The organism is Shewanella sp. 125m-1 (assembly GCF_052977065.1).
Window position 1 is genome coordinate 1 of record NZ_JBRILT010000052.1, and the last position, 23,603, is coordinate 23,603.

The 23,603-nt window shown below is 44.2% G+C and carries 20 protein-coding genes; 2 read left to right on the top strand and 18 right to left on the bottom strand.

The genetic code is table 11. From position 1 onward, the window contains the following. Positions 1-555: 555 nt before the first annotated feature. The 5 genes from ACVBIK_RS17840 to ACVBIK_RS17860 all read right to left on the bottom strand — a co-directional run bounded on the left by ACVBIK_RS17840 (position 556) and on the right by ACVBIK_RS17860 (position 6,262). On the bottom strand, positions 556-1,353 hold the full coding sequence (locus ACVBIK_RS17840; RefSeq protein ID WP_447164581.1) for an SDR family NAD(P)-dependent oxidoreductase: 798 nt from the start codon (positions 1,351-1,353) through the stop codon (positions 556-558). Positions 1,354-1,727: 374 nt separating this feature from the next. Further along, positions 1,728-3,899, bottom strand: coding sequence for a c-type cytochrome (locus ACVBIK_RS17845; RefSeq protein WP_447170209.1), 2,172 nt, complete (start codon positions 3,897-3,899; stop codon positions 1,728-1,730). Between the two features lies 1 nt (position 3,900). Further along, complete coding sequence (locus ACVBIK_RS17850; protein WP_447160348.1) at positions 3,901-4,521, bottom strand: cbb3-type cytochrome c oxidase subunit II; 621 nt, start codon at positions 4,519-4,521, stop codon at positions 3,901-3,903. Continuing rightward, positions 4,505-5,926 carry a cytochrome-c oxidase, cbb3-type subunit I gene (gene ccoN, locus ACVBIK_RS17855; protein WP_447164584.1) on the bottom strand — a complete coding sequence of 474 codons (1,422 nt, stop codon included), beginning with the start codon at positions 5,924-5,926 and terminating at the stop codon, positions 4,505-4,507. The genes ACVBIK_RS17850 and ccoN overlap by 17 nt, the downstream gene beginning before the upstream one ends. 3 nt (positions 5,927-5,929) lie before the next feature. Continuing rightward, positions 5,930-6,262, bottom strand: a complete 333-nt coding sequence (locus ACVBIK_RS17860) for a c-type cytochrome (RefSeq protein ID WP_447160346.1) — start codon at positions 6,260-6,262, stop codon at positions 5,930-5,932. A 677-nt stretch (positions 6,263-6,939) separates the two neighbouring features. Between ACVBIK_RS17860 and ACVBIK_RS17865 the strand changes: the two genes are divergently transcribed. Continuing rightward, on the top strand, positions 6,940-7,371 hold the full coding sequence (locus ACVBIK_RS17865) for a universal stress protein (RefSeq protein WP_447160344.1): 432 nt from the start codon (positions 6,940-6,942) through the stop codon (positions 7,369-7,371). Between the two features lie 113 nt (positions 7,372-7,484). Here the strand turns inward: ACVBIK_RS17865 and gabT are convergent, their stop codons facing one another. The 10 genes from gabT to ACVBIK_RS17915 all read right to left on the bottom strand — a co-directional run bounded on the left by gabT (position 7,485) and on the right by ACVBIK_RS17915 (position 19,339). After that, positions 7,485-8,765, bottom strand: coding sequence for a 4-aminobutyrate--2-oxoglutarate transaminase (gabT, locus tag ACVBIK_RS17870; RefSeq protein WP_447160358.1), 1,281 nt, complete (start codon positions 8,763-8,765; stop codon positions 7,485-7,487). A gap of 64 nt (positions 8,766-8,829) precedes the next feature. Then, positions 8,830-10,278, bottom strand: a complete 1,449-nt coding sequence (gene gabD / locus ACVBIK_RS17875; protein WP_447160343.1) for an NADP-dependent succinate-semialdehyde dehydrogenase — start codon at positions 10,276-10,278, stop codon at positions 8,830-8,832. A gap of 96 nt (positions 10,279-10,374) precedes the next feature. Next, complete coding sequence (locus ACVBIK_RS17880) at positions 10,375-11,661, bottom strand: NAD(P)/FAD-dependent oxidoreductase (RefSeq protein WP_447170219.1); 1,287 nt, start codon at positions 11,659-11,661, stop codon at positions 10,375-10,377. 211 nt (positions 11,662-11,872) lie between these two features. Next, the gene (locus ACVBIK_RS17885; protein ID WP_447160342.1) at positions 11,873-12,688 is read right to left on the bottom strand and encodes an ABC transporter permease subunit; all 816 of its coding nucleotides are present in this window, start codon (positions 12,686-12,688) and stop codon (positions 11,873-11,875) included. After that, positions 12,685-13,590 carry an ABC transporter permease subunit gene (locus ACVBIK_RS17890; RefSeq protein ID WP_447160341.1) on the bottom strand — a complete coding sequence of 302 codons (906 nt, stop codon included), beginning with the start codon at positions 13,588-13,590 and terminating at the stop codon, positions 12,685-12,687. Before ACVBIK_RS17890 ends, ACVBIK_RS17885 begins: the two co-directional genes overlap by 4 nt. Positions 13,591-13,600: 10 nt before the next feature. Then, positions 13,601-14,737: a polyamine ABC transporter ATP-binding protein gene (gene potA, locus ACVBIK_RS17895; protein ID WP_447170210.1), complete on the bottom strand. Its 1,137-nt coding sequence runs from the start codon at positions 14,735-14,737 to the stop codon at positions 13,601-13,603. A 100-nt stretch (positions 14,738-14,837) separates the two neighbouring features. Next, entirely contained in the window at positions 14,838-15,938 is a 1,101-nt protein-coding gene (locus tag ACVBIK_RS17900) for a polyamine ABC transporter substrate-binding protein (RefSeq protein WP_447160339.1), read from the bottom strand. Between the two features lie 253 nt (positions 15,939-16,191). After that, a complete protein-coding gene (locus tag ACVBIK_RS17905) occupies positions 16,192-17,541 on the bottom strand; it encodes a glutamine synthetase family protein (RefSeq protein ID WP_447160338.1) in 1,350 nt (449 codons plus the stop codon). Positions 17,542-17,543: 2 nt separating this feature from the next. Beyond that, on the bottom strand, positions 17,544-18,305 hold the full coding sequence (locus ACVBIK_RS17910; RefSeq protein ID WP_447160337.1) for a gamma-glutamyl-gamma-aminobutyrate hydrolase family protein: 762 nt from the start codon (positions 18,303-18,305) through the stop codon (positions 17,544-17,546). 485 nt (positions 18,306-18,790) lie between these two features. Next, positions 18,791-19,339 carry a cupin domain-containing protein gene (locus tag ACVBIK_RS17915; protein WP_447160336.1) on the bottom strand — a complete coding sequence of 183 codons (549 nt, stop codon included), beginning with the start codon at positions 19,337-19,339 and terminating at the stop codon, positions 18,791-18,793. Between the two features lie 242 nt (positions 19,340-19,581). Between ACVBIK_RS17915 and ACVBIK_RS17920 the strand changes: the two genes are divergently transcribed. Next, positions 19,582-20,889, top strand: coding sequence for an NAD(P)/FAD-dependent oxidoreductase (locus tag ACVBIK_RS17920; RefSeq protein WP_447160335.1), 1,308 nt, complete (start codon positions 19,582-19,584; stop codon positions 20,887-20,889). 121 nt (positions 20,890-21,010) lie between these two features. On the opposite strand, the gene cyaB is transcribed toward ACVBIK_RS17920, so the two are convergent. The 3 genes from cyaB to ACVBIK_RS17935 all read right to left on the bottom strand — a co-directional run bounded on the left by cyaB (position 21,011) and on the right by ACVBIK_RS17935 (position 23,455). Further along, complete coding sequence (gene cyaB, locus ACVBIK_RS17925; RefSeq protein WP_447170211.1) at positions 21,011-21,565, bottom strand: class IV adenylate cyclase; 555 nt, start codon at positions 21,563-21,565, stop codon at positions 21,011-21,013. Positions 21,566-21,716: 151 nt separating this feature from the next. Beyond that, positions 21,717-22,253 (bottom strand): GNAT family N-acetyltransferase, encoded by a 537-nt coding sequence (locus tag ACVBIK_RS17930; RefSeq protein ID WP_447170212.1) that lies wholly within the window; start codon positions 22,251-22,253, stop codon positions 21,717-21,719. A 35-nt stretch (positions 22,254-22,288) separates the two neighbouring features. Then, positions 22,289-23,455: a MerR family transcriptional regulator gene (locus ACVBIK_RS17935; protein WP_447170213.1), complete on the bottom strand. Its 1,167-nt coding sequence runs from the start codon at positions 23,453-23,455 to the stop codon at positions 22,289-22,291. Positions 23,456-23,603 lie beyond the last annotated feature (148 nt).

Sequence of the window (23,603 nt, forward strand, 5' to 3'; positions counted from 1 at the left end):
ACTAACAACAGAAACTATAATCGTCATCAATTCATGCAGTTCAAGTCTGTAAGAATCCACCAATTTAAAACGAAGAAACCTACCTTGTGTAGGCTTTTTTGTATCTGCAGAAAATTACGACTAACAACAGAAACTATAATCATCATCAATTCATGCAGTTCAAGTCTGTAAGAATCCACCAATTTAAAACGAAGAAGCCCATTGATTCAATGGGCTTTTATGTACCTGAAATTCAAGAACTGCTATTTTGCTAGTTTTGAACTTAGACCCCATCGCACACATATCGCACATCTCACACATAACTATGCAACCCAGTGCAAAAGGGGTGCACTTTCAATACTAATCCTTTTCCTTCTCGGTTCAAATTTTCGACTCTAACTGACTCTTCAAACAATAAACCTGTTTAAGCAATACAAACAAAAAGGCGTATACCTTACGGTATACGCCTTTCAAAGATTATCCCTTGCAGCTCATCAAGGTTTAAGTCTGGCTAGGCAGCGGTTTAGCATAAATCACCTATCCCACCTATAAGTATCTCCCTTAACTCTTAATGAGTTAAAACTGCACCTTATCTGCATCAAAGTAGTAACGAGCTGTGGCGATATTCATCCCACCAGTTACCGGTAGGCATACTCCTGTGATAAAGCCCGCCTCTTCACTCGCTAAAAAGCTAACGGCATTGGCAATATCGTTAGGTTTACCCATGCGCTTAATTGGCTGGGTAGCCAAGAAGTTATCAATAAACTCTTGGTTTAAATTTTTCTTCACCGCATCGGTGGCAATCATTCCGGGTAAAACGGCATTACAACGAATACCGTAATTTGCATATTGAATCGCTATCTGGCGAGTCATATGATTGATGGCACTTTTGGCTGTACCATAGGCAATACTCGACATTTCTGCACTTAATGATGAAAGCGATGAGATATTAACAATACTTCCACCGCCATTTTTCACCATCGTTGGGATCACTGCTTTTGAAGGGATAAATACGCTATTAATATTCGCGAGAATGTTTTTCTCCCAATCAGTCACTTCAGTGTGTGCAAGGTCTTTATCTAACTTTAAATCTACACCACCGAAGTTATTGACCAATATATCAATCTGCCCTTTATCCTTCAAAATAGATTCTATTAAAGGTGGGTAAGAGTCATTATCAAAAGCGTTAAAAAATAAGCCAATCGCTTGACCATTATTAGCGTTGATCTCACTTGCTGTGGCTTTAGCTTGCTCAACATCCCAATCTGCAACGTACACTGTTGCCCCTTGAGCTCCTAACAGTAGGCTGCAGGCTCTACCTATCCCCTGTGCACCAGCTAAAACAAGCGCAACTTTGTTTTCAAACCTAGACATAACAACTCCTTTAACTGCATGTAATAGCATTACTTTAAACTTGTGCCTATCTATCAACCTAGCGGTACATAATCTATAGGTACACTAAACATCAAGCTTCCACTTCAAGCAGTAATTGTAGAAAACATAAATGGAGGTAGTTGAGAAGTGCCGCTCATATCAGCAAGAAAGAAATGCCATTGATGGACCAATTAAGTAAATTTAAGTGACTTTGGTGGTGAACTTCTACTTTGAACAAGGGGCTATTTAAGCATATCTAACGGTGAGTGCCCCCAGGTTGGATGTGGCACTCATTCAAAAACCTATTTTAATTAGACACTCTGATAACCCGCTACAGTCATCATTGCAATTATTTAGCTCAGCCACAGCTCATGCTAATTAATATTAATATCTGCATCTTTATGATCATACATATCTGGTGTGGTATGCAGATTTCCAGCATAACCCGCTTTCTCTAACTCCTTACGCACCGCTTTAACTTGCTCTGCGGTTACTGGCTCTTTTCTATCACCTAAATAATGGCGAACAAAAGTGATCAGCTCCGCTAGCTGGGTATCAGTAAGTATGTTTTGGAAGCTAGTCATCGGCATAAAGTTACGACCCTCTTCCAAATATGTCGGTGATAAGCCACGAATAGTCACGGCTATGGTGTTAAAGGGGTCGCTATGCATAATAATGCCGTTATTTAATAGCGTTGGTGCTATGGGATCTCGGCCTTTACCGTCCTCACCGTGGCAGGCACCACAGGTCTCAGCATATAGACTATAGGAGTTTAACTGCTTATCCTTGTATACCTCCGGCGTAAAGCCACTTGGGTTTAGTTGCTTGGTGTCATTAGGGATAGTGTTATGCTCATCACCCACCAGCAAATAGCGAGCAATAGTTTCAATATCATCACGAGTCATTAAGCTGGTACTATTTTTTACCACATCCGCCATTCCCGCGAACGCTGAGCCTTTTGATGAATGGCCTGTGTGCAGAAAATCGGTTAGCGAATCGATATCCCACCTATCTTGGTAAAGTTCTTTAGCGCTAATATCTGGTGCATTCCAGCCATCAATCAAGTTACCTTGAAATATTCGTTCAGGGATCAACGCTTGGGCAATATTACGGGGAGTATGGCATTCACTACAATGGCCCAAACCCATTACCCAGTATTTGCCGCGCTGCCACTGCGCTAACTCCTGTTTATTGAGGTCGACATGTTTTGGCGGTTCATAAGACAGCGGTTTAGTATCCATAAAGACTAAGTTCCAAGCCAGCAAACCTGTGCGAATATTAGAGGGGAATATCATCTCGTTCTTATCATCTTGCCTGGATACCGCGGTGATGGACTGCAGGTAACTCCATAAGTCTTGGGTATCTTGCTCTTTTAAATATTGATAAGAGGTGTAAGGCATTGCAGGATACAAATAACCATGTTTGCCTTTACCATCAAACAAAGCCGCCTTAAAGTTCGCATAATCATCACTACCAATACCAAAGATTACGTGAGGGGTGATATTAGTTGAATAAATCGTTCCAAATGGCGTCTTAAACGGCAGTCCACCAGCAAAACGCTCTCCGCCTTCTGAGCTGTGGCATGCTACACAGTCACCAGCGTTAATGAGGTACTCTCCACGTTTAACGGACGCGGGGTCGAGCGCTGCAAGCTTGGCATCATAATCAAGGCGCTGCTCAGTGATATAGGCACCAATAGCTAATATTTCGTCCTCAGTAAGCTGCCCTTCAAATGCTGGCATCACGTTGTTAAGGCCATACTCGATAGTGAATATAATCTCTTCAATACTCCCGCCATGTAACCAAATTGCGTCGTTTAACAGCGGGGCACCAATTTGAATATTTGCCACAGTGCCATCACCATGACAACTTGAGCAATTTTCGGCAAAAATGTCTTTGCCTAAATCAATTTTAATTTGCGGTGCGTCTAGGTTGCGACGCAGCGGTTGCAGTGATGCTATGTAATAGGCCATCTTGGTAATTTGGTCTTCTGACAAAATACCTTTCCATCCAGGCATGGCTCCATTTCGACCTTTTTTAATAGAATGTAAAATGTCACTTTGAGAGCCACCATAGAGCCATTCATTATCAATAAGGTTTGGAAAGCTCTTTTGCCCCTGTGCATTAGTAATATGGCAAGCAGCACAGTGGTTTTCAAACAATGATTTACCACTAATAGTCACCGTTTTATTACTCGCAAGGGCCAATAAACTTTTATCCGTTAACGGCACCATTTCGATTTCTAAGTCTGTGGTTGGCGAACTAAGCGCATCATCACTTTGCTTCCACCCCATCGCCCCTTGCCAATTACCTAGGCCTGGGTACAAAACTAAAAAAACAGCTGCAATAGCAAAGGCTGCTAAATAAGCGATAAAAAGTATACGGGGGGGCGGCGCATCGTTTTCGTCAATGCCATCGAATGTATCAATCGTTTTATCTTTGTCAGCACTCTTATTGTTGCGCCAGTACTTAAAGATCACGAATCCCATGATGCCAAGAAATAACAATGTTAACCCAACGGCCCAAATGTTCCAGAAAGCAGTCATGTTATCGCTCCTGATCGCTGGCTGTATCTTGTCCTAGGCTTTGCAAATACTGAATTAAAGCCTCCCCTTTAGTCACACCTCTCACCGCTATACGAGCGCCTTCTATCTCATTGTCAGTGTAAGGCACACCTAAAGTTTGCAAGGTGCGCATCTTCCCTTCAATCGCATCTCCACTCAGTACTTGTTCAAATAACCAGGGATAAGCAGGCATGATGGATGTAGGAACGACTCTTCGAGGGTTAATAAGGTGAAGCCGTTGCCATTGCGCTGAATACTTGCGCCCAATATTGGTGAGATCCGGTCCCGTGCGCTTTGATCCCCAAAGACTTGGAAATTCATAAATGTCATCGGCTTCCTTATTGGCTCTACCATCTCGTTTCACTTCAGGCGCTATATCACGCACCATCTGGGTATGGCACACATGACAACCTTCGCTAATGTACACATCTCGCCCTGCAGATTGCACGGCCGTTAAGGGTTTAGCTAATGACTCAGCCCGCAGCTCATCTGTACGCGCTAAGCTAGGCACAATAAGTACGAGTATAGAAAAACTCGCCACCAAGGTTGTCGCTAAAATGAGGATGACCACAGATTGAGTAAAGTCCTTACTGAACATGTTCATGACCCTCCACCTTTGTCGACACCGTTTTATATAGATTCAACGCCATCAGTAATAAGCCAAGTACAAAGCAGGCACCACCAATAAATCGCATGAGCAACCAAGGTGCTTTAAAGTCCATAGCCTCTACAAAGCTATAGGCTAATGAGCCATTTTCTAGCTGGGCTAGCCACATATAACCTTCACCAATACCTGCCACCCATAAGGCGATGGCATACAAAGCAACCCCAAGGTGAGCAAGCCAGAAGTGCCACTTAACCAATCGACTGGACCACAGTTCACGCTTATTCCATAGCTTTGGTATAAAGTAATAGAACACCGCAATCGCTGACATGGCGACCCAGCCAAGGGCACCTGAATGAACGTGACCAATCACCCACTCGGTATTGTGGGCCAACATGTTAAACCAACGTATGGCTAAAAGTGGGCCTTCGAATGTCGCCAAGCAGTAATAGAAAATCGCTGACATAAAGAACCACATTATGTAATCCTTTTTTAGCTTTGCCTTGTTTTGCAATAACGTCATGGCGCTATTAAATGCCCCGGCCCATGACGGTAAGAACAAAATGAGCGACATGACTATGCCAATATTTTGCACCCAAACCGGTACAGATGAATAGATAAGATGATGGGTGCCAGCCCAGGTATAAAAACCGACTAAGCCCCAAAAGTGAATAATGGAAAGGCGATACGAATAGATAGGTCGCTCTGCAACCTTTGGAATAAAGTAGTAATTCATTCCGATGATGCCAGCAGTTAATAAAAAGCCGACTGCGTTATGCCCCCACCACCACTGAACTATCGCGTCCTGCGCTCCGGCATAAACGGGATAAGACTTCATAAAGGATGCAGGCAACGCCAAGTTATTAATGATAAAAATCAGAGCGATGACAATAATGAAAGCGCCATAAAACCAGTTGGAAACAAAGATATGCTTTACATTTCGTATCGCTATTGTGCCAAAAAACAACACGGCATAGAGTACCCATACCAGTACGATAAGTAGATCGATAGGCCACTCTAGTTCGGCGTATTCTTTAGTGGTGGTGTAGCCCAGAGGCAGAGTGATAACGGCTAATAATAGGACTAATTGCCAGCCCCAAAATACCATCCAAGAAAGACTTCGATTAAATAATTTGGTCTGACCAGTTCTTTGCACTATGTAGAGTGAGGTTCCCATCAAAACATTAACGACAAAACCGAAAATAACCCCCTGAGTGTGCACTGGACGTAACCGACCAAATTGAAAATATTCAGAGTCAAAGTTAAGTGCAGGCCAGTAAAGCTGAGCGGCTAAGACCAAACCAATGAACATGCCAAAAATTGACCACGCAACAGAGGCCACAATAAAGTAACGGACAACTTTTACATCATAGTTTGCATCATAAAGCTCAGTGCTAGCTTGCATTGCCTACTCCTTTCCCTTTTGTGTACCCAACACGGAGTAATAATATGAAATATCCTTTTTATCCTGTTCGGTGAGAGTATCTGCTTGCTGCTGCATCAAAATAGCCAAACCACTGGTTCGCTGTTTTGTTTGATAATCATTCAATGCTGAAATTAGATACTGCATTTTTTGACCACGTAAATTGGGATACAGATCGATAGTTGAGATCCCATCCTCACCATGGCAAGTCATACATACTCTGGCTTTCTCTTTACCAATAATAAAATTGGGGTCATAGTCCGCAGATGCGGTTACTGTCCAAAATACGAGTATTAGTAGGAGGGGTAGTCGGTTCATAAGCAGTCCCTTATCTTCTATAGCACCTTATTGAAACTAGTCGGTCTTGCTTGATTTTCCACAAAATCCATAAATATTATTGCAAAGCCATTACGGACTTTGTTGCCAAAAAGTTCACTCGCTAATCATAAATGCACAATGCCATTAAACCTGTAACCCATATTTAAAAGCGTTTACCTAGCGCTAACCCACATCGAGTTGCAAGCATAAAGTACAAGATTAACAATAGTTAAGGCTTATATTTTTGTGAACTGAATCAAAACTATCGGCTAATTTCTGTGGGATATTTATGCGAACGTATCAGCTTGTATCAACTATTTTTTAGAGGTCTTTATGGATTTTATAAGACATGTGCCTGCACTATTTTCAATGTTCGTAGGCATCGCAATCGTTGAGTTTACAGTAGTGGCTTTTGGGTTAGTGGTCAATCGAGTTCAAAACATCTTAAGCAGAAGCTAACAAATAGAGGCTGAGCAAAAATAAAGCCTTGTTACATAGGCAAGGGGGTACAAATATGAGGGATTACATAGACTGAGTATTTGCTCACTAGCACACAGCGCCTATATTTAAAGTAGCAAGGATTTAGCGTGACGTAATAAGCGGTGTAATCCATGCTTTTAACGCTATCACTTTATAATTTATACCTGTATTAAACCTGTATTAAACAAGAGAATGTTATGCGAACAAAACAGATCCTTTGCCCAACCGACTTTTCAGAAACAGCATCTCATGCAATAGGCTACGCCATAGAAATGGCCACGTTTTATAAAGTTGGGATCTGCCTTTTACATGTTGTCGATAAACCCTTTGGTGATAAATATACCCGTGTGTTAGCGGTGTCACCCGATGATCTGATCGAGAGAATGGAAAAAGAGGCTGCCGAGAAAATGAAGCAGTTTATCACCACTCTCGATGATACTCTGTCTTTTGAAAGTGCTATTTGCCATGGCCACCCTGTAGAACAAATTTTATTGACCGCTGAAAAGCTGGATGTTGGCATGATAGTTATGGCAAGTCATGGCCGCACAGGGCTTGCTCACTTTCTCAATCCCAATACTACCGAAGATGTTGTCTGTAAAGCTCACTGCCCAGTACTAGTGGTCAAATAGCGCTAATGGTTAAGTAGCGCTAGATTTAACGTATAAAAAATCCGAGCTTAGAAACTAAACTCGGATTATTAGCAATTTTTGCTCAGCCGAAATAATTAACTTATCTTACTGGCTTAACTCGATTTTAATACCACATCAAAACAACTACGAATAATCTCAAGCCCCTTATCAACTTGCTCATCTGGCGCAGTCAGTGGCACTAAAATTCGCAGTACATTGCCATAGGTTCCACAAGACAACAAAATAAGCCCTCTATCTCGCGCTTCTTTGAGCATTTGAGCGCAATACTCTGGTGCAGGTTTACCGTCTTGCATAAGCTCCACTGCGATCATGGCGCCAAGACCACGTACATCAACGATTTGCTGATGCGCTTCCGCCATCGCTTTGAGCGACGCCTTAAGCTTCGCCCCAAGTGCATTCGCTCTTTGTAGCAGTTTCTCCTCTTCAAACACTTCTATCACGGCAAGTGCTGCAGCGCAGGCTAACGGACTACCACCATAGGTGCCGCCTAAGCCGCCCGCACCAATAGAGTCCATCACTTCAGCACTACCTGTAATACCTGAGAGCGGGAAGCCTCCAGCAATAGATTTCGCAAAGGTCGTGATATCTGCCGCTACTCCCATCTGCTCCATAGCAAAAAAGGTACCGGTACGTCCTGCACCAGTTTGAACCTCATCGGCGATCAACATAATGCCGTGCTTATCGCATAGCTGACGTAATTGCTGCATGAACGCTACTGAGGTGTGATAAAAACCGCCTTCGCCTTGTACCGGTTCAATAATGATGGCAGCGATATCATCAGGCTCTGCATCGTTCTTAAAGATGCGTTCAATCGATGCGATAGCATCGTCATCACTCACTCCATGCAGCGCACAGGGAAACTCGGCTCTAAATACATTCGCCGACATCAACCCCATGCCTTTACTGTAAGGGGCAACTTTACCTGTTAAGGCTAATGCCGCCATAGTGCGGCCATGATAGCCCGAGGTAAAGGCGATAACACCGCTGCGTTTGGTGTGAGCCCTAGCCACTTTCACGGCATTCTCAACCGCCTCTGAGCCACTGGTAAATAGCGCTGTTTTCTTAGCAAAATCGCCAGGCACAAGCTGATTAAGCTTCTCGCAGACTTGAATATAATTCTCATAACCCAGCACCATAAAGCAAGTATGAGAAAACAGCTCTAACTGCTCAGCTACCGCGGCTTTGACTTTATCATGCAGGTGGCCGGTATTAAGCACCGCAATGCCTCCAGCAAAGTCGATAAACTCACGTCCTTCGACATCCCAGACCGTAGCATTGTCGGCGCGCTGAGTGTAAATAGGATGAATTTGGCCCACACCATTAGCAACCGCGGCCTGGCGGCGCACCATAAGTGACTCATTAGTTGTCATAATAACTTCCTCTTAATCCCAATCCGTTGAAAGTGCGCTTTTAGTGACATCATCATAAAAACAGGTATTAAACTGACATACAGATATACTTCATCTCCAGGTACTCTTCGATACCAAATTTCGAACCTTCACGGCCAAGTCCAGAGGCTTTTATACCGCCAAATGGTGCTACTTCAGTCGAGATAAGCCCTGTATTGACACCCACCATACCGTATTCAAGTGCTTCAGAGACTTTCCATACCAGTGAGATATCGCGGCCATAAAAATAGGCGGCTAAACCAAACTCGGTGTCGTTAGCTTGCTTAATCACATCATCAACATCAGAGAATTTAAATAAAGGTGCCAGTGGGCCAAAGGTTTCCTCTTTAGCGACTAACATGCTTTTATCAACATTGGTGACAATCGTTGGCTCAAAGAAGTTGCCACCTAAGCTCGCCAGTTTGCCCCCTGTAACCAATGTCGCGCCTTTCGAAAGCGCATCTTCAAGATGTCTTTGTACCTTAGCCACGGCATCACTGTTAATCAGTGGACCAGTGGTAACGCCAGCATCGGTGCCAAGGCCGACCTTCAACTTAGCCACTGCGCTGGCTAGCTTCTGGGCAAACTCATCATATACACCCTCTTGGACATAGATACGGTTTGCACACACGCAGGTTTGCCCTGCGTTACGATACTTAGCAATCATAGCCCCTTCGACCGCCGCATCGATGTCAGCATCGTTAAATACGATAAATGGCGCGTTACCGCCAAGCTCGAGTGACATTTTCTTAAGTGTCGGCGCGCATTGCTGCATCAGCTTAATACCCACTGGCGTCGAGCCAGTGAAAGACAATTTTCGCACCACAGGGTTAGCACAAAGCTCATTACCTATGGCAATTGCATCGCCTGTAACCACGCTAAAGACTCCAGCAGGAATGCCTGCACGCTCGGCAAGCTCTGCAAGTGCCAATGCGGTAAAGGGCGTTTGCGGCGCAGGTTTTACCACCATAGTGCAACCCGCCGCTAATGCTGGGGCAGCTTTACGAGTGATCATCGCAGCAGGAAAGTTCCACGGCGTAATCGCTGCGGTGACGCCAACGCTTTGCTTAATCACCATCAAACGCTTATCACCTTGATGGCCTGGGATCGTATCGCCATAAACGCGCTTAGCTTCTTCGGCGAACCATTCAATAAATGAGGCAGCATAAACGACCTCACCTTTCGCTTCTGCTAGCGGCTTGCCTTGCTCCGTAGTCATCATCAGTGCTAAATCGTCTTGATGTTCAAGTAATAGCTCAAACCAGCGATTCAGTTTTGCGCCGCGTTCTTTAGCCGTTAACGCACGCCATGCAGGAAGGGCTTTCTCGGCCGCCGTTATCGCCGCTTTGGTTTCTGTCGTGCCCATTACCGGCACACTGCCAATCACTTTATGGGTAGCAGGATCGGCTATCTCGACCTTTTCACCGCTTATGGCTTCAAGCCACTCGCCATTTATATAACATTGCTGACGTAGCAAACTCATATCATTTAACTGCACGGGTTACTCCTTAATTGGCTTTAGCACTTTTAGCTTATCGGCTAGTTTGATTCGACTGCTTTAAGCCGAATTGAGTTCATCGTTGAGCGAATAAAATTACACACCTAGCTTGTCACGCATAGTGTAGTACCAAGCGCCAATAGCGCTAAAAGGCACCTTTAACGCGTGCCCGCCAGGGAACGGATAATGGGGCAAGCCCGCAAAAGCATCGAAACGAGTTGCTTGTCCATTAATCGCTTCGGCTAAGATCTTACCCGCTAAATGCGTATAAGTTACCCCATGACCACTACAGCCTTGTGAATAATAGATATTACTGCCGATGCGGCCCACTTGAGGTAAACGCGACAGGGTCAGTAAAAAATTGCCTGTCCAAGTATAATCAATCTTCACATCTTTAAGTTGTGGAAAGGTCTTGAGCATCTTAGGTCTGATGATCGACTTAATATCAGCCGGATCGCGCGCCCCATAAACTACACCACCACCGTAAATTAGGCGGTTGTCACCCGATAGACGAAAGTAATCGAGTAAGTAGTTACAATCTTCAACGCAGTAGTTTTGTGGCAATAAGCTTTTAGCCAGCTCTGCACTCAGCGGCTCTGTCGTGATCACCTGCGTACCGCAAGGCATAGACTTAGCCTGTAGTTTTGGCATCAGACCGCCTAAGTAAGCATTGCCCGCGACGACGACAAACTTAGACTTAACGCTGCCATTCGCTGTATGCACAACAGGATTGTCACCCTCTTCCACTTTTATAACTGCTGAGTCTTCATAGATCTTGCCACCTAGCGACTCCACCGCATGGGCTTCACCTAACGCAAGATTTAACGGGTGAATATGGCCACCACTTTTATCGAGTAATCCACCGACGTAAGATTCGGTATCAACCACTTTACGAATGTCATTTTTATCAAGTAACTCAAGATGGTTCATGTGACCATGCTTTTCCCACAAGGCTTTTTGTGATTGCAAGTGCCCCATCTGCTTATCATTTAGCGCAGCAAACACACCACCATCTTGCAGATCGCATTGAATGTTATATTTTTTGATGCGTTCTTTTATGATGCGAGCACCTTCGAAAGCCATTTCACCAAATAGCTTCCCGGCCTCTTTACCGACGGTTTTTTCAATCGAGTCGATATCACGGCTAAAACTGTTAACTATTTGGCCGCCATTTCGGCCCGACGCGCCCCAACCAATGCGAGCCGCCTCCAATACAGTGACCTTGTAGCCCATTTCCAGTAGATGTAATGCTGTCGACAATCCGGTGTAACCCGCACCAATAATACAAACATCAGTTTCGATATTGCCTTGCAGCATTGGGCGCTCAGTTTTATCGTTGGCTGATGCCGCGTAGTATGAATCTACATGTGGTGTGCTGGTCATGGTTTCCGCCTGTCTTTCATTGATTATTATTGACATAACTTCTGTCCTTTTGTGCTTAAGCTGCGAATTTTTAGATCTCGATAAGTGAGCCTTCACAGGCTCACTATCTTTAACAAATTAGTCTTCAACAAATGGGTTTTCGATAAGTTGGTAACCCTGACGGGTATAAAAGCTAGCAGGTAACTTTTATACCCGAGTGACGCTAATAAGGTTAAGCAGAGCTAGAACGCTGCTTAATATCTGCGCGACGTGCGAAGTACCAAGAGATAAATGCGATAAGCGATACGATAAGAATGATCAAGGTCGCCAGCGCATTAATCTTAGGCGAGACTCCCATACGTACCGAGGAGAACACCACCATAGGCAGGGTCGTAGCACCTGGTCCTGATGCAAAGCTGGCAATCACTAAGTCATCCAGAGATAAGCTAAATGACAGTAACCAACCCGCTACTAGCGCAGGAGAGATCATCGGCACCGTAATGGCGAAGAAGGTCTTAAATGGTGTCGCCCCTAGATCTTGCGCAGCTTCTTCAACCGAGCGGTCAATTTCACGTAAGCGCGATGACACAACAACGGCCACATAAGCGGCGCAGAAGGTTGAGTGGGCAATCCAAACGGTTAACATGCCACGCTCTGCAGGCCAGCCAAACAAGTCGGCCATATGCACAAACAAGAGCAGCAAAGACAGACCGGTAATCACCTCAGGCATCACGAGTGGCGCCGTGATCATGTTAGACAGAGTTAACTTACCCCAACCTCGAGCAAATCGCGTCATTACAAATGCCGCCATGGTGCCGATGATCACTGCCATAGTAGAAGCGTAAAACGCCACCTGTAAACTGGTCCATACAGCATCCAGGATCTGCTGATCGCGTAACAGCTCACCGTACCACTTGGTTGAAAAACCAGCCCATACGGTCACTAACTTAGACTCGTTAAATGAGTAAATCACCAAGATAAACATTGGCGCGTACAGGAAAAACATACCCGCCCAAAGCATAATGGTAGAAAAACTTAATTTCTTCATGCTGTTTTCTCCATCTCTTTAGCCTGATAACGGTGGAACAGAGTAATCGGAATAATCAGTAAGCCGAGCATGACAATCGCAAGCGCAGACGCCACCGGCCAATCACGGTTATTGAAGAACTCCTGCCACAACACCTTGCCTATCATCAAGGAGTCTGGGCCACCCAGTAGTTCAGGGATAACAAACTCGCCCACGACCGGAATAAATACCAACATAGATCCGGCTATCACGCCGCCTTTAGACAGAGGTAGTGTGACTTTCCAAAAGGTATTGAGACTACGGGATCCCAAATCGGCAGCGGCTTCGAGTAAGCTACCATCTAGCTGAGATAGATTGGCGTAAAGCGGCAAAATCATAAACGGTAAGTAACTGTAGATAATACCAATATAGACTGCGGTATTCGTGTTTAGGATCTGCAGCGGCTCGGAAATAATTCCAGTCCACATCAACACATTATTAATCACTCCGTTGTTACTCAATATGCCCATCCAGGCGTAAACTCGAATAAGAAATGAGGTCCAAGAAGGCAGCATCACCAACAGGATTAACAAGGTTTGATTACGCTTTGGCGCACGCGCAATGGCATAGGCCATCGGGTAGCCAATCAACAAACAACCTATGGTTGAAATGGTCGCCATTTTAAGCGAGCCAAGGTAGGCGTTGTAATACAAAGAGTCATCTAGAATAAGCAGATAATTACCTAAATTCAGCATGATCTGCAAAGACTCTTCAGCATACTGGAACAGAGGTTCGTAGGGCGGTATCGAGATAATCGGTGTAGAAAAACTAATCTTAAGTACGATGGCAAAAGGGAGTGCGAAGAACATCAGTAGCCAAAAGTATGGGACACCTATGGTCCAACATTGACCCTTGGGCAATCTAAATTTTAACGGCTTTTTCATGTTCAGTTCCTTATGATCTAAGGACCACTCCGCAGGTGGCCTCCCAGCTGATGAAAACCGCTTCTTCCCATGTAGGAGGGTCTGAACGACGTTCACGGTTAGTCATAATGGTTTGGATAAGCTGCTTATTCGGCAGGCGGATGTAGTACACAGAAATCCCCCCTAAATATGCAATATCCTCAACGACTCCGCTAGACCAGTTATGCTCGCCTTCAGGCTGCTCACGAGTAATACGCGTCTTCTCTGGACGAACGGCAACCCACACCGTTTTATCTTCCACACTGGTTGATACCCCATGATCGATAAATAGTTTTTGCGATAAGCCCTCGCTTTTAATCAGTACATGATCGGCTTTATCGACTACGATTTCACCTTCAAACAAGTTAACACTACCAATAAATTCCGCTACCATACGGCTATTGGGGCTCTCATAAATATCGGTAGGTGAACCCGTTTGAGCAATCCAACCATCATTCATTATCGAGATGCGACCTGCCATGGTCATGGCTTCTTCTTGGTCATGGGTTACCATTACACAGGTCACGCCAACGGCCTCTAAAATATCCACCACCTCAAGTTGCATCTGAGTGCGTAGTTTTTTATCTAACGCTCCCATCGGCTCATCGAGCAGTAACAGCTTAGGACGCTTCGCTAACGAACGGGCTAATGCCACACGCTGTCGCTGACCACCCGATAATTGGTTAGGCTTGCGCTTAGCGTAGGTTTCCATGTGCACTAGCTTTAGCATTTCCTGCACCCGAGACGTAATTTCCGCTTTTGATAACTTATCTTGCTTCAAGCCAAAAGCGATATTTTGCTCTACCGTCATATGAGGGAATAGCGCATAAGACTGAAACATCATATTGATAGGGCGTTCATGGGGTGGCATGTCGGTAATGTCTTCACCGTCTAGAAAGATGCGCCCTTCAGATGGCTTTTCAAATCCAGCCAGAATACGTAGCAGGGTAGACTTACCCGAGCCCGAACCGCCTAGCAATGCAAAAATTTCCCCTTTCTTGATATTTAGCGTGACATCATCTACTGCACGCACTTCATCAAATAGCTTACTTACTCTGTCTATCTGAAGTAGCACTTCGCCCTGCGTCTTTTTAATCGAATTATTGGTGACGTCCAAGGTACTAGCCATATTACTTCTCCAACTAAGGGCCATAATTGCAGCCCTTTGTATCAATTCATCTATTACTTGTGGATCAAAAAGGGCAAGGCGATGCCTTGCCCAAACTTGATTAATAGCCCGATTTCACTTTGGTCCATACACGCGTCAATGAACGCTGCGACTTCATTGGACGAACATCGCCAACATACAAACGATCGAGTACTTCTTTCGTTGGGTAAATAGACGTGTTAGTACGTACATCTTCATCAACTAAAGGCAGTGCTGGTACGTTTGGATTAGCGTAAGCAACATAGTTGGTAATTGGCGCTATCACCTCAGGGCGTAGCAGGTAGTTAATAAAGGTATGCGCATTTTTAACGTTGGCTGCATCAGCTGGTATAGCTAGCATATCAAACCATAGGTTTGAGCCTTCTTTCGGAATTGAATACTCGATAGTGTTGCCATTTTCCGCTTCATCGGCACGATCGGCGGCCTGGAAAATGTCACCCGAATAACCAAATGCTACACAGATATCGCCATTGGCTAAGTCTGTAATGTAACGAGATGAATGGAAGTAAGTGATGTAAGGACGCACTTTAGCGAGTACTTCACCGGCTTTTTTAAAGTCTTCAGCTTTGGTACTGTTTGGATCAAGGCCTAGATAGATAAGCGCCATAGGGATCATCTCGTCAGCACTATCGAGCAGAGACAAGCCACACTGAGAAACCTTCTCGGCATACTTTGGATTAAAGATAAGTTCTAAAGAATCAACCGGGGCGTCTTCACCAAGTACCGCCTTGACCTTTTCTACGTTATAACCAATACCGTTAGTTCCCCAAAGGTATGGCACTGAATACTGATTCCCTGGGTCAGCAGATTCAAGCTGAGTCATCAGCTCGGGGCTTAAATTCTTATGATTTGATAGTTGGTTTGAATCCAGTTTCTGAAAGGCACCCGCTTTAATTTGCTTTGCTAGGAAGCTATTAGAAGGGACGACAATATCGTAACCTGAGCGGCCTGAAAGCAATTTGGCTTCGACGACTTCATTACTGTCAAACACATCATAAATAACACGAATGCCAGTCTCTTTTTGGAAGTTTTCTAGCGTATCTTCAGCAATATAATCTGACCAGTTATATACACGAACCACTTCTTCTGCATATGCGGTAGTCGATGCCAGTACACTTGCTGTGACGAGCGCAAGTGTGGTCACCTTTTTAAAAAGTTTCATGCTTTCTCCTATTTAGCGTAGCAGCAGATAATGCAACTCTGCTGTCCATTCATTGTTTGCCAATTTATCGGCTTTAGTTCTTATAGTTAACCAATGCTACACCTGAAAAACCGCATCGGCAGTGTGGTACTGCTTTACAGCTTTCATATAGATAACACTCTTTAAAATGCTATCTATATGAGTAACTTTCTTTAAATTATTCCATCATTTTAGGGCAGAGAAACATCCCCAAACATCACTCTGCCACAACGCGTTATACCGTCAGCAATAAGAACTTGCGTTCCCATGAGCTAATCACTTGACGATAATTTTCTAAGTCAGCTTGCTTAACGGCGATATAGCCATTGGTAAAGGTATCGCCCAAATACTCACGACACGCTGAGCTTTCAGCCATAACAGCCAAAGACTCCTCTAGTGTTAACGGCAGCGCGATACCGCTACGGGTTTCATTGGCTCGACCTTGCACTGGCGTTGATGGCTTAACGTCTTCAACCATGCCCATATAACCACATAAAAGGCTGGCGGCAATCGACAAATAGCTGTTGGCATCGGCGCCAGCTATACGGTTTTCAATGCGTAGATTTTGTGGTGAAGATTCAGGAATACGCAGGCCACAAGTACGGTTTTCTTCGCCCCACTCCAAATTTACTGGTGCAGATGCACCCGGTAAGAAACGGCGAAATGAGTTAACGTTTGGCGCTAATAGCGGCAATAGCTCAGGGATGAACTTCTGCAGCCCACCGATGAAGCTGTAAAACAGCGGGCTTTTAGTGCCATCTTCATTGGAAAAGATATTCTTGCCTGACTTGGTATCTACAATACTCTGATGCAGGTGCATCGCGCTGCCAGGCTCATTGGTGATTGGTTTTGCCATAAACGTGGCGCAGACGTTGTGCTTAAGAGCAGCTTCGCGCAGGGTACGCTTAAACACAAAGACTTGGTCCGCTAAAGACAGTGCGTCACCATGGGAGAAGTTAATCTCCATCTGCGCGGTGCCTTCTTCGTGGATCAAGGTATCAATATCTAGACCTTGTTCCTCACACCAGTCATACATATCTTCAAATAACGGGTCATACTCATTTGCCGCATCGATAGAAAAAGACTGACGACCAGACTCTTGGCGACCAGAGCGGCCAATAGGAGGGATCAGAGGTTGATCCGGATCTTCATTAATACGTGTTAAATAGAACTCCATCTCTGGTGCAACAACAGGCTTCCAACCTTTATCTTCGTAAAGCTTAAGTACTTTTTTAAGTAAGTTACGTGGGGACAATTCGATAGGGTTTCCCATCTTATCGTAGGTATCGTGGATAACCTGTGCAGTCGCTTCTATTGTCCAGGGCAGTTTAAATATCGCATTTTCATCCGGCACACAGACAAAGTCGATATCCGCTTCATCAAGCAGCGCATCATAGGATTCATCATCAACATAATCACCAGTGACGGTTTGCAGTAATACACTTTCTGGTAAGCGCATGCCTTTTTCATCTATAAATTTGGCAACGGGCGCAATCTTGCCTCGGGCGATACCAGTCATATCGCATACGACACATTCAACTTCGGTAATTTTGTGTTCTTTTAAATAATTAACTAACTTTTTCATGATTATTTCACTCTGCTTGCTGCACGGCGCTGACATGCCTGATTAAAGGCTTTAAAGATGGCGGTGTAAAAAGGACTATCGAGTACTTTCCATTCCGGATGCCACTGTACGCCTAGTGCAAAATTCTTTGCTTCTTTGACAGAAAACGCTTCTATCAACCCATCGTTTGCATATGCTTCTGGCCGCAACCCAACACCTAGGCGATCGACACCTTGGGTATGGACAGAGTTCACCTCTGCAGAGCTGCGGCCCCATGCATCGTGAAGCAGTCCTCCAGGTTCTATTTTAACCTCGTGCGAAATACCGTATTGCACCTCTACCGGCTGCGTTTTGTCTTCTCTATGTTCGATAAACCCGTCCAGTTCATGCAGCTTTTGATGCAAGCTGCCACCATAAACAACGTTCATCTCTTGAAATCCACGGCAAATAGCAAGTACTGGTACGCCTGCATCGATTGCTGCTTTTAACAAGGGGAGAGTGGTCGCATCGCGCTTGGGATCATGTAGTGTCCCCTCATCACTTGCGGGACCTTGGAAATGGTGTGGTTCGATATTTGATGGGGAGCCCGTAAACAGTATTCCATCTAAACGGGCAAGAATAGTTTCTGCGGGGCAATGCCCTAACGCAGGGATAACTAATGGCCAAGCTTGTGTCGCATCTGCTATTGATAATAAATACTTCTCACCCACAATATTGAAAGGGTGCAAGCCCAACTGCTGATTACATGCAGTCACACCAACAACTGCGAGCCCTACTTCCGACATAAAACACCTTCAATCCTTTGTCTTCGTAATTTTTAGAATTATTTTGAATAGTTGTTATCTTGATTTACGAAATCTTGAATAATGAACAGTTATTGCGCATATGTTCATTTTTTCACACACTACACGGATTCAATAAGGGAGGCAATAGGCTGGATTAAAGGAATGTTAAAAAATGTAAACTATTTTAACATCCCTTTGTTTATCAGTAAGATAAATAAGCCGAATTTTATTTTCATTTGTTTCTAAATGCATAAAGATAAAGTTTTTATGCGTAATTAGCATAACCAATCAGTTTGATAAAATTAACGTTCACCTTGAGTGAATGCTTTATATTATTTACATGGGAGCATAAAAAATAGTATTAGCTCATCGAGCTAGTAACTAATGTCATAGAAGGTGGAGATGACAGGATATTGATATTGATAACCCTACCTTTGAGAGTCACACTCTCGAAGGTAGGGAAGAGATAAGGCTGGAGAGATTATCTAGAAATTAGCAGGTGTCGTCGCACTGATAATTCGGCACGATTGTTCGTACGGATTACGAAAACGATGTGGCAACTCGCTATTAAAGTAATAGCTATCCCCTTCTTTTAACTCAAAGACTTCATCACCCACGGTCAGCTCTAAACGCCCTTCGATCACCATTGCCGCCTCTTGACCTTCATGCTTAAGCATTTCAATCCCCGTATCAGAGCCCGGCGGGTAGGTTTCACTCATGACAGACATGGCGCGATTTGGAAAGTCTCGACCGATTAACTTAAAGTCCAACATACCGTCGCCGATATCTAACAGCTCATCACTGCGGTACACCACTTTTTGCTCAGCAGCCGAAGTATCTTCAATAGAAAAAAACTCTACTAAAGACATAGGTAAGCCAGAAAGCACCTTTTTCAACGAACTAACCGAAGGGCTAACGCTATTTTTTTCAATCATGGAGATGGTGCTGTTAGTCACACCAGCGCGCTTAGCAAGCTCTCGTTGAGACAAGCCCTTCTCTTTTCTAACCCGTTTAAGGTTTTCTCCAATATCCAAAATCTTTCCCCTAATTGAAGTAATCGTTTTTGTCTTCAACAACGTGTAGAGCAATACTACGCATTCTCGGTACAACTAGAGCCCGCTTTTAATCACCTGCGGAGTGAATAGCACCGAGTGTGTTTGTATTCTACAGGAAAGCATGTTAAAAATAACGAACATCTGTAAATAATTTATTAATATAACTTAGAATATACCGTCACAATTCCAATTTACAATAAAAACATATATTTGGAGAAAAGATGTCAACTAAAAACCCGGTTCATAGCGACCAATACCCCGCATCCTATTACTTCGCAACCGCTAAAGAACTGCATCAATCACCACGATTAGAAGAAGTGTTAGATGTAGATGTGTGTGTGGTCGGCGGCGGATTTAGTGGCATTAACACGGCAATTGAACTGGCTCAAAAAGGCTTTAGCGTAGCCCTACTTGAAGCAAAACGCATAGGCTGGGGAGCATCGGGCCGTAATGGCGGCGAGCTTATCCGCGGCATTGGTCATGACCTTAGTCAATTTAAAAACATCATAGGTAACGAAGGTGTAAAAGCTATCGAACAGATGGGCTTTGAAGCGGTAGATATCGTTAGGCAACGTGTAGCTGAGCACAATATTGATTGTAACTTACAGATGGGCTACTGCGACTTAGCCATTCGTCCTCGCCATATGAGGGAGCTTGAAGAAGATTTTGAACATCTAAATAATATCGGCTACGGCCACAATATGACCTTACTCGATAAATCTCGCATTGGGGAAGTGATAGGCTCTGACTTTTACCAAGGCGCATTAGTTGATATGGCCAGTGGCCACTTACACCCTCTTAACCTAGCCCTAGGCGAAGCCAAAGTTGCTCGCAGTTTAGGTGTTAAGATGTATGAATATAGCGCTGCGAAAAAAATCATTAAGGGCGATAAGCCAAAAGTTATCACCGAGCAGGGTGAGGTTAATTGTCAATACCTTGTATTAGCTGGCAACGCCTACTTAGGCTTAGATTTAGAAGAGAATATTGGCAGTAAGGTCCTTCCCGCTGGCACCTATATTTTAGCTACCGAGCCGCTAACTCAGGAGCAATGCGATGCTATTATCCCGCAGAATATGGCGTTTGCCGACTTAAGAGTCGATCTTGATTACTATCATCTATCTGAAGATAACCGCCTGCTATTCGGCGGTCTGTGTACCTACTCAGGGAAAGATCCAAAAGATATTGAAGCCGCACTTAGACCCAATCTTGAAAAAGTATTTCCACAGCTAAAAGGCATTAAAATCGACTATGAATGGGGAGGCATGATGGGTATAGGCGCCAATCGCTTACCGCAAATTGGTCGTTTGCCTGATGCCAAAAATATCTTCTATGCTCAGGCTTATGCAGGTCATGGTGTTAACGCCACCCATATGGCGGCAAAGTTGATTGCCGAGGCGATAACCACCCAAGCAGAACGCTTCGATATCTTCGCCAAAATCCCGCATATGACTTTTCCTGGCGGGCCGCACCTACGCTCGCCAATGTTAGCAATGGGCATGCTTTATCATAGATTTAAGGATATTTTCTAGGCTGAAAACTCAACCAGCGGTAAGCTGCTAATGCCGTTTGTTTTTATATAGAACACACCAAAAGTCCTATAAGACGTTAGCTTAAAAGCACAAAGCGGACATCATGTCCGCTTTTACTCGGCTATATTGCCAACAAAGCCTCTTGTAGCTGGCGATATGATTGCAACTCTAACATCTGCTCACTTAAGCCTAGCTCCTTAGCTAATCCTATCAATTCACGTCTATAGCGGCTCAATGCAAATTCATCATCAGTCATAATGGCAATCTCGGCAAAATCACCTATCCCGGCTAAATGATCGACTGTGATATGGAACTTACCGACAAAATAGATACTGCGCTGTTTCTGCATCTCTAAACACACCTCATAACCCATGGTTTTGAGCATGCTTTTAGCGCTATTAGTATCGGAGATATTGGTCGCTTCACAGCGATCGGCTTGCGGCCCTTTTACTATCCAAAGCTTGATACCCGATGGCTCACACTCTCGTATGCAGACACTTTTATTCTGGGATAAAAGCCACTGTTCTTTAGTATCGAAATAACAATCTGACTCGATGTTATCTTCAAACATGACTTCATGCTCTATCGAACTCAATACCTCTAAGAATGCGGCCTTGCACGCCAAACGGTACTTTAGCTCGACTTCAAACTGACCTTTAAAATGCTCGTCATTCATATATTATCGCTCTCGCTTAGCTTTATTTGCCTTTCACTTAGCAGCCATAATATCTGTTTTATATTAGCAAGTTAGCGATACCGATAACGTTTCCAGCTTTATCACAACTTATAAATCAACAATCGCTCTGGCTCCGGTGTTGTCAGAGTTATCACCAGTACTCTGCTTTATTTAAGGCGTCGACACAGCGGCACTGACCACTTAATGGCTGCAGCGTCTTTGCAGCGAGAGATTGACCAAGCCAGCCTTCAGGGTAAGTCAACGTATGCGGAGCCTTAACAATATCTTCGCTAAGCTGTTTAAACCCAACTTTTGAGTAGTAGTTTGGATCGCCATAGGTAAACGCAAGTTCTACACCAGCCTCCACTAAGGTTTCTAAGCCAAATCTAATCAGTTTTTGACCTACGCCCTGACGTTGAAAGTCTGGATGAACTGCTACTGGTGATAAAATAAAAGCATTAACTTCACTTTCAAACGTTAACCTTGAAAACAGTATGCTACCAACTAATTTATCCTCTTCTTTTGCAACAAAGATAAATAAGTCATCACTAGCTGTGGTGCTCATTAGCTCTGTGGTTAACTCACCAATGACCTTACCTTCATCAGCGCCTTCGGAGGCGCTAAAGGTTTCATTGAAAAGATGCGAGATCTCTTTGGCGTTATCTGTGTTGCACTGTAAAAACTTCATCTCTATTTTCCTAATAATCTTATAATCGGGAGTTATTAAATCTTCTGTAAAATCAACATTTGATAGTCAAACTCATCCTGCCGCTTAGCCGCTATTTCGATCTCTTTGTTAATGTCTAGCAGCGCCTTTGAGTTCGGCATTAAAGGCGCTAACTCATCAATACGGGTCTGAAGCGGCTGATAATATTCACTCCAAGCTTGCTCACTGAGTGCAAAGCTATCAATCAACTCATAGCCAGCCTGTTTAGCCTGCTCAATACGCTGGTTTGCAGTGACCATATCTGGGTATTCTTGTTGCCAAAATTCTCTCAATTCATCGCTGGGAGTATCTGTACTCCAAACTAGATCGCTGATGACTAAATACCCCTGGGGCTTGAGCAATGGTTTCCAATTTTTAAAAGCTTGCTCTACCCCCATGATATAAGCACTACCTTCGCTCCAGATAACGTTAAACTCGGCTTTTGAAAAAGGCATTTCAGTCATGCTTGTACACACGGTTTTCACACGTTGAGCGAGCCCTTGACTCAAGCTCTGCTTTAAACTGCTCAGGCTAGACTCATCATTATCTAGCGCAGTGATGACAAATTCAGAATGCTGAGCCAACACCCGAGTAGCCACACCTTTGCCACAGCCAACCTCTAACAGCTCCCCCGAGTTAAGCGAAACAGCCTTTAGTGCTGTTAATGAGTCAGTTTCTGCACCTGGGCCGAATCTTGTTAACCCATCAAAGATCAACTCAAAATCAGCCATATACTGCTCATGTTCATTCATATCTTTAGATAACCATTTCAATCTCAAAGCCTGTTTTTCATCGAAGCCCTGCTTCATCAACCACTCTAGATGTGCATCAGGAGCCTGCATTTCTGTCGCTTGATGCCACTCTCTCATCGAGCTCATACCAAGCATTGCACCGAGCAACTCTCGCGCTTGCTGCTTGGCAGCAATCTCATCATCTAATAGCTTGAGCCTTTGTAATAGCAGCTCTCTATCGATGCGACTTTCTAAGCAAGCCTGACACTCTTTTAGGCTTAATCCCCCAGCCTGTAATTGCTGCAGTAGCTTTAAACATTGCACATCCTGCTCAGAGTAACTCCGATAGCCATTAGCTTGACGCTTAGCCGAAATTAACCCCAGCTTTTCGTAATAAAGTAGCGTCGAGCGGCTTAAACCCACTTTTTCTGCTAACTCAGTAATTAGATACATAGGATTTCCTCTACATTTGAGCCATACGATAAACTATGAAGCTATAGACAGGTCAAGTTTAATTCGAACTCAATGCTGAAATCGCCCCTCAACAGCGACTTCACAAACAAAAAAAAGCCCCCAAGTTTACTCTCGGGGGCTTAGATTA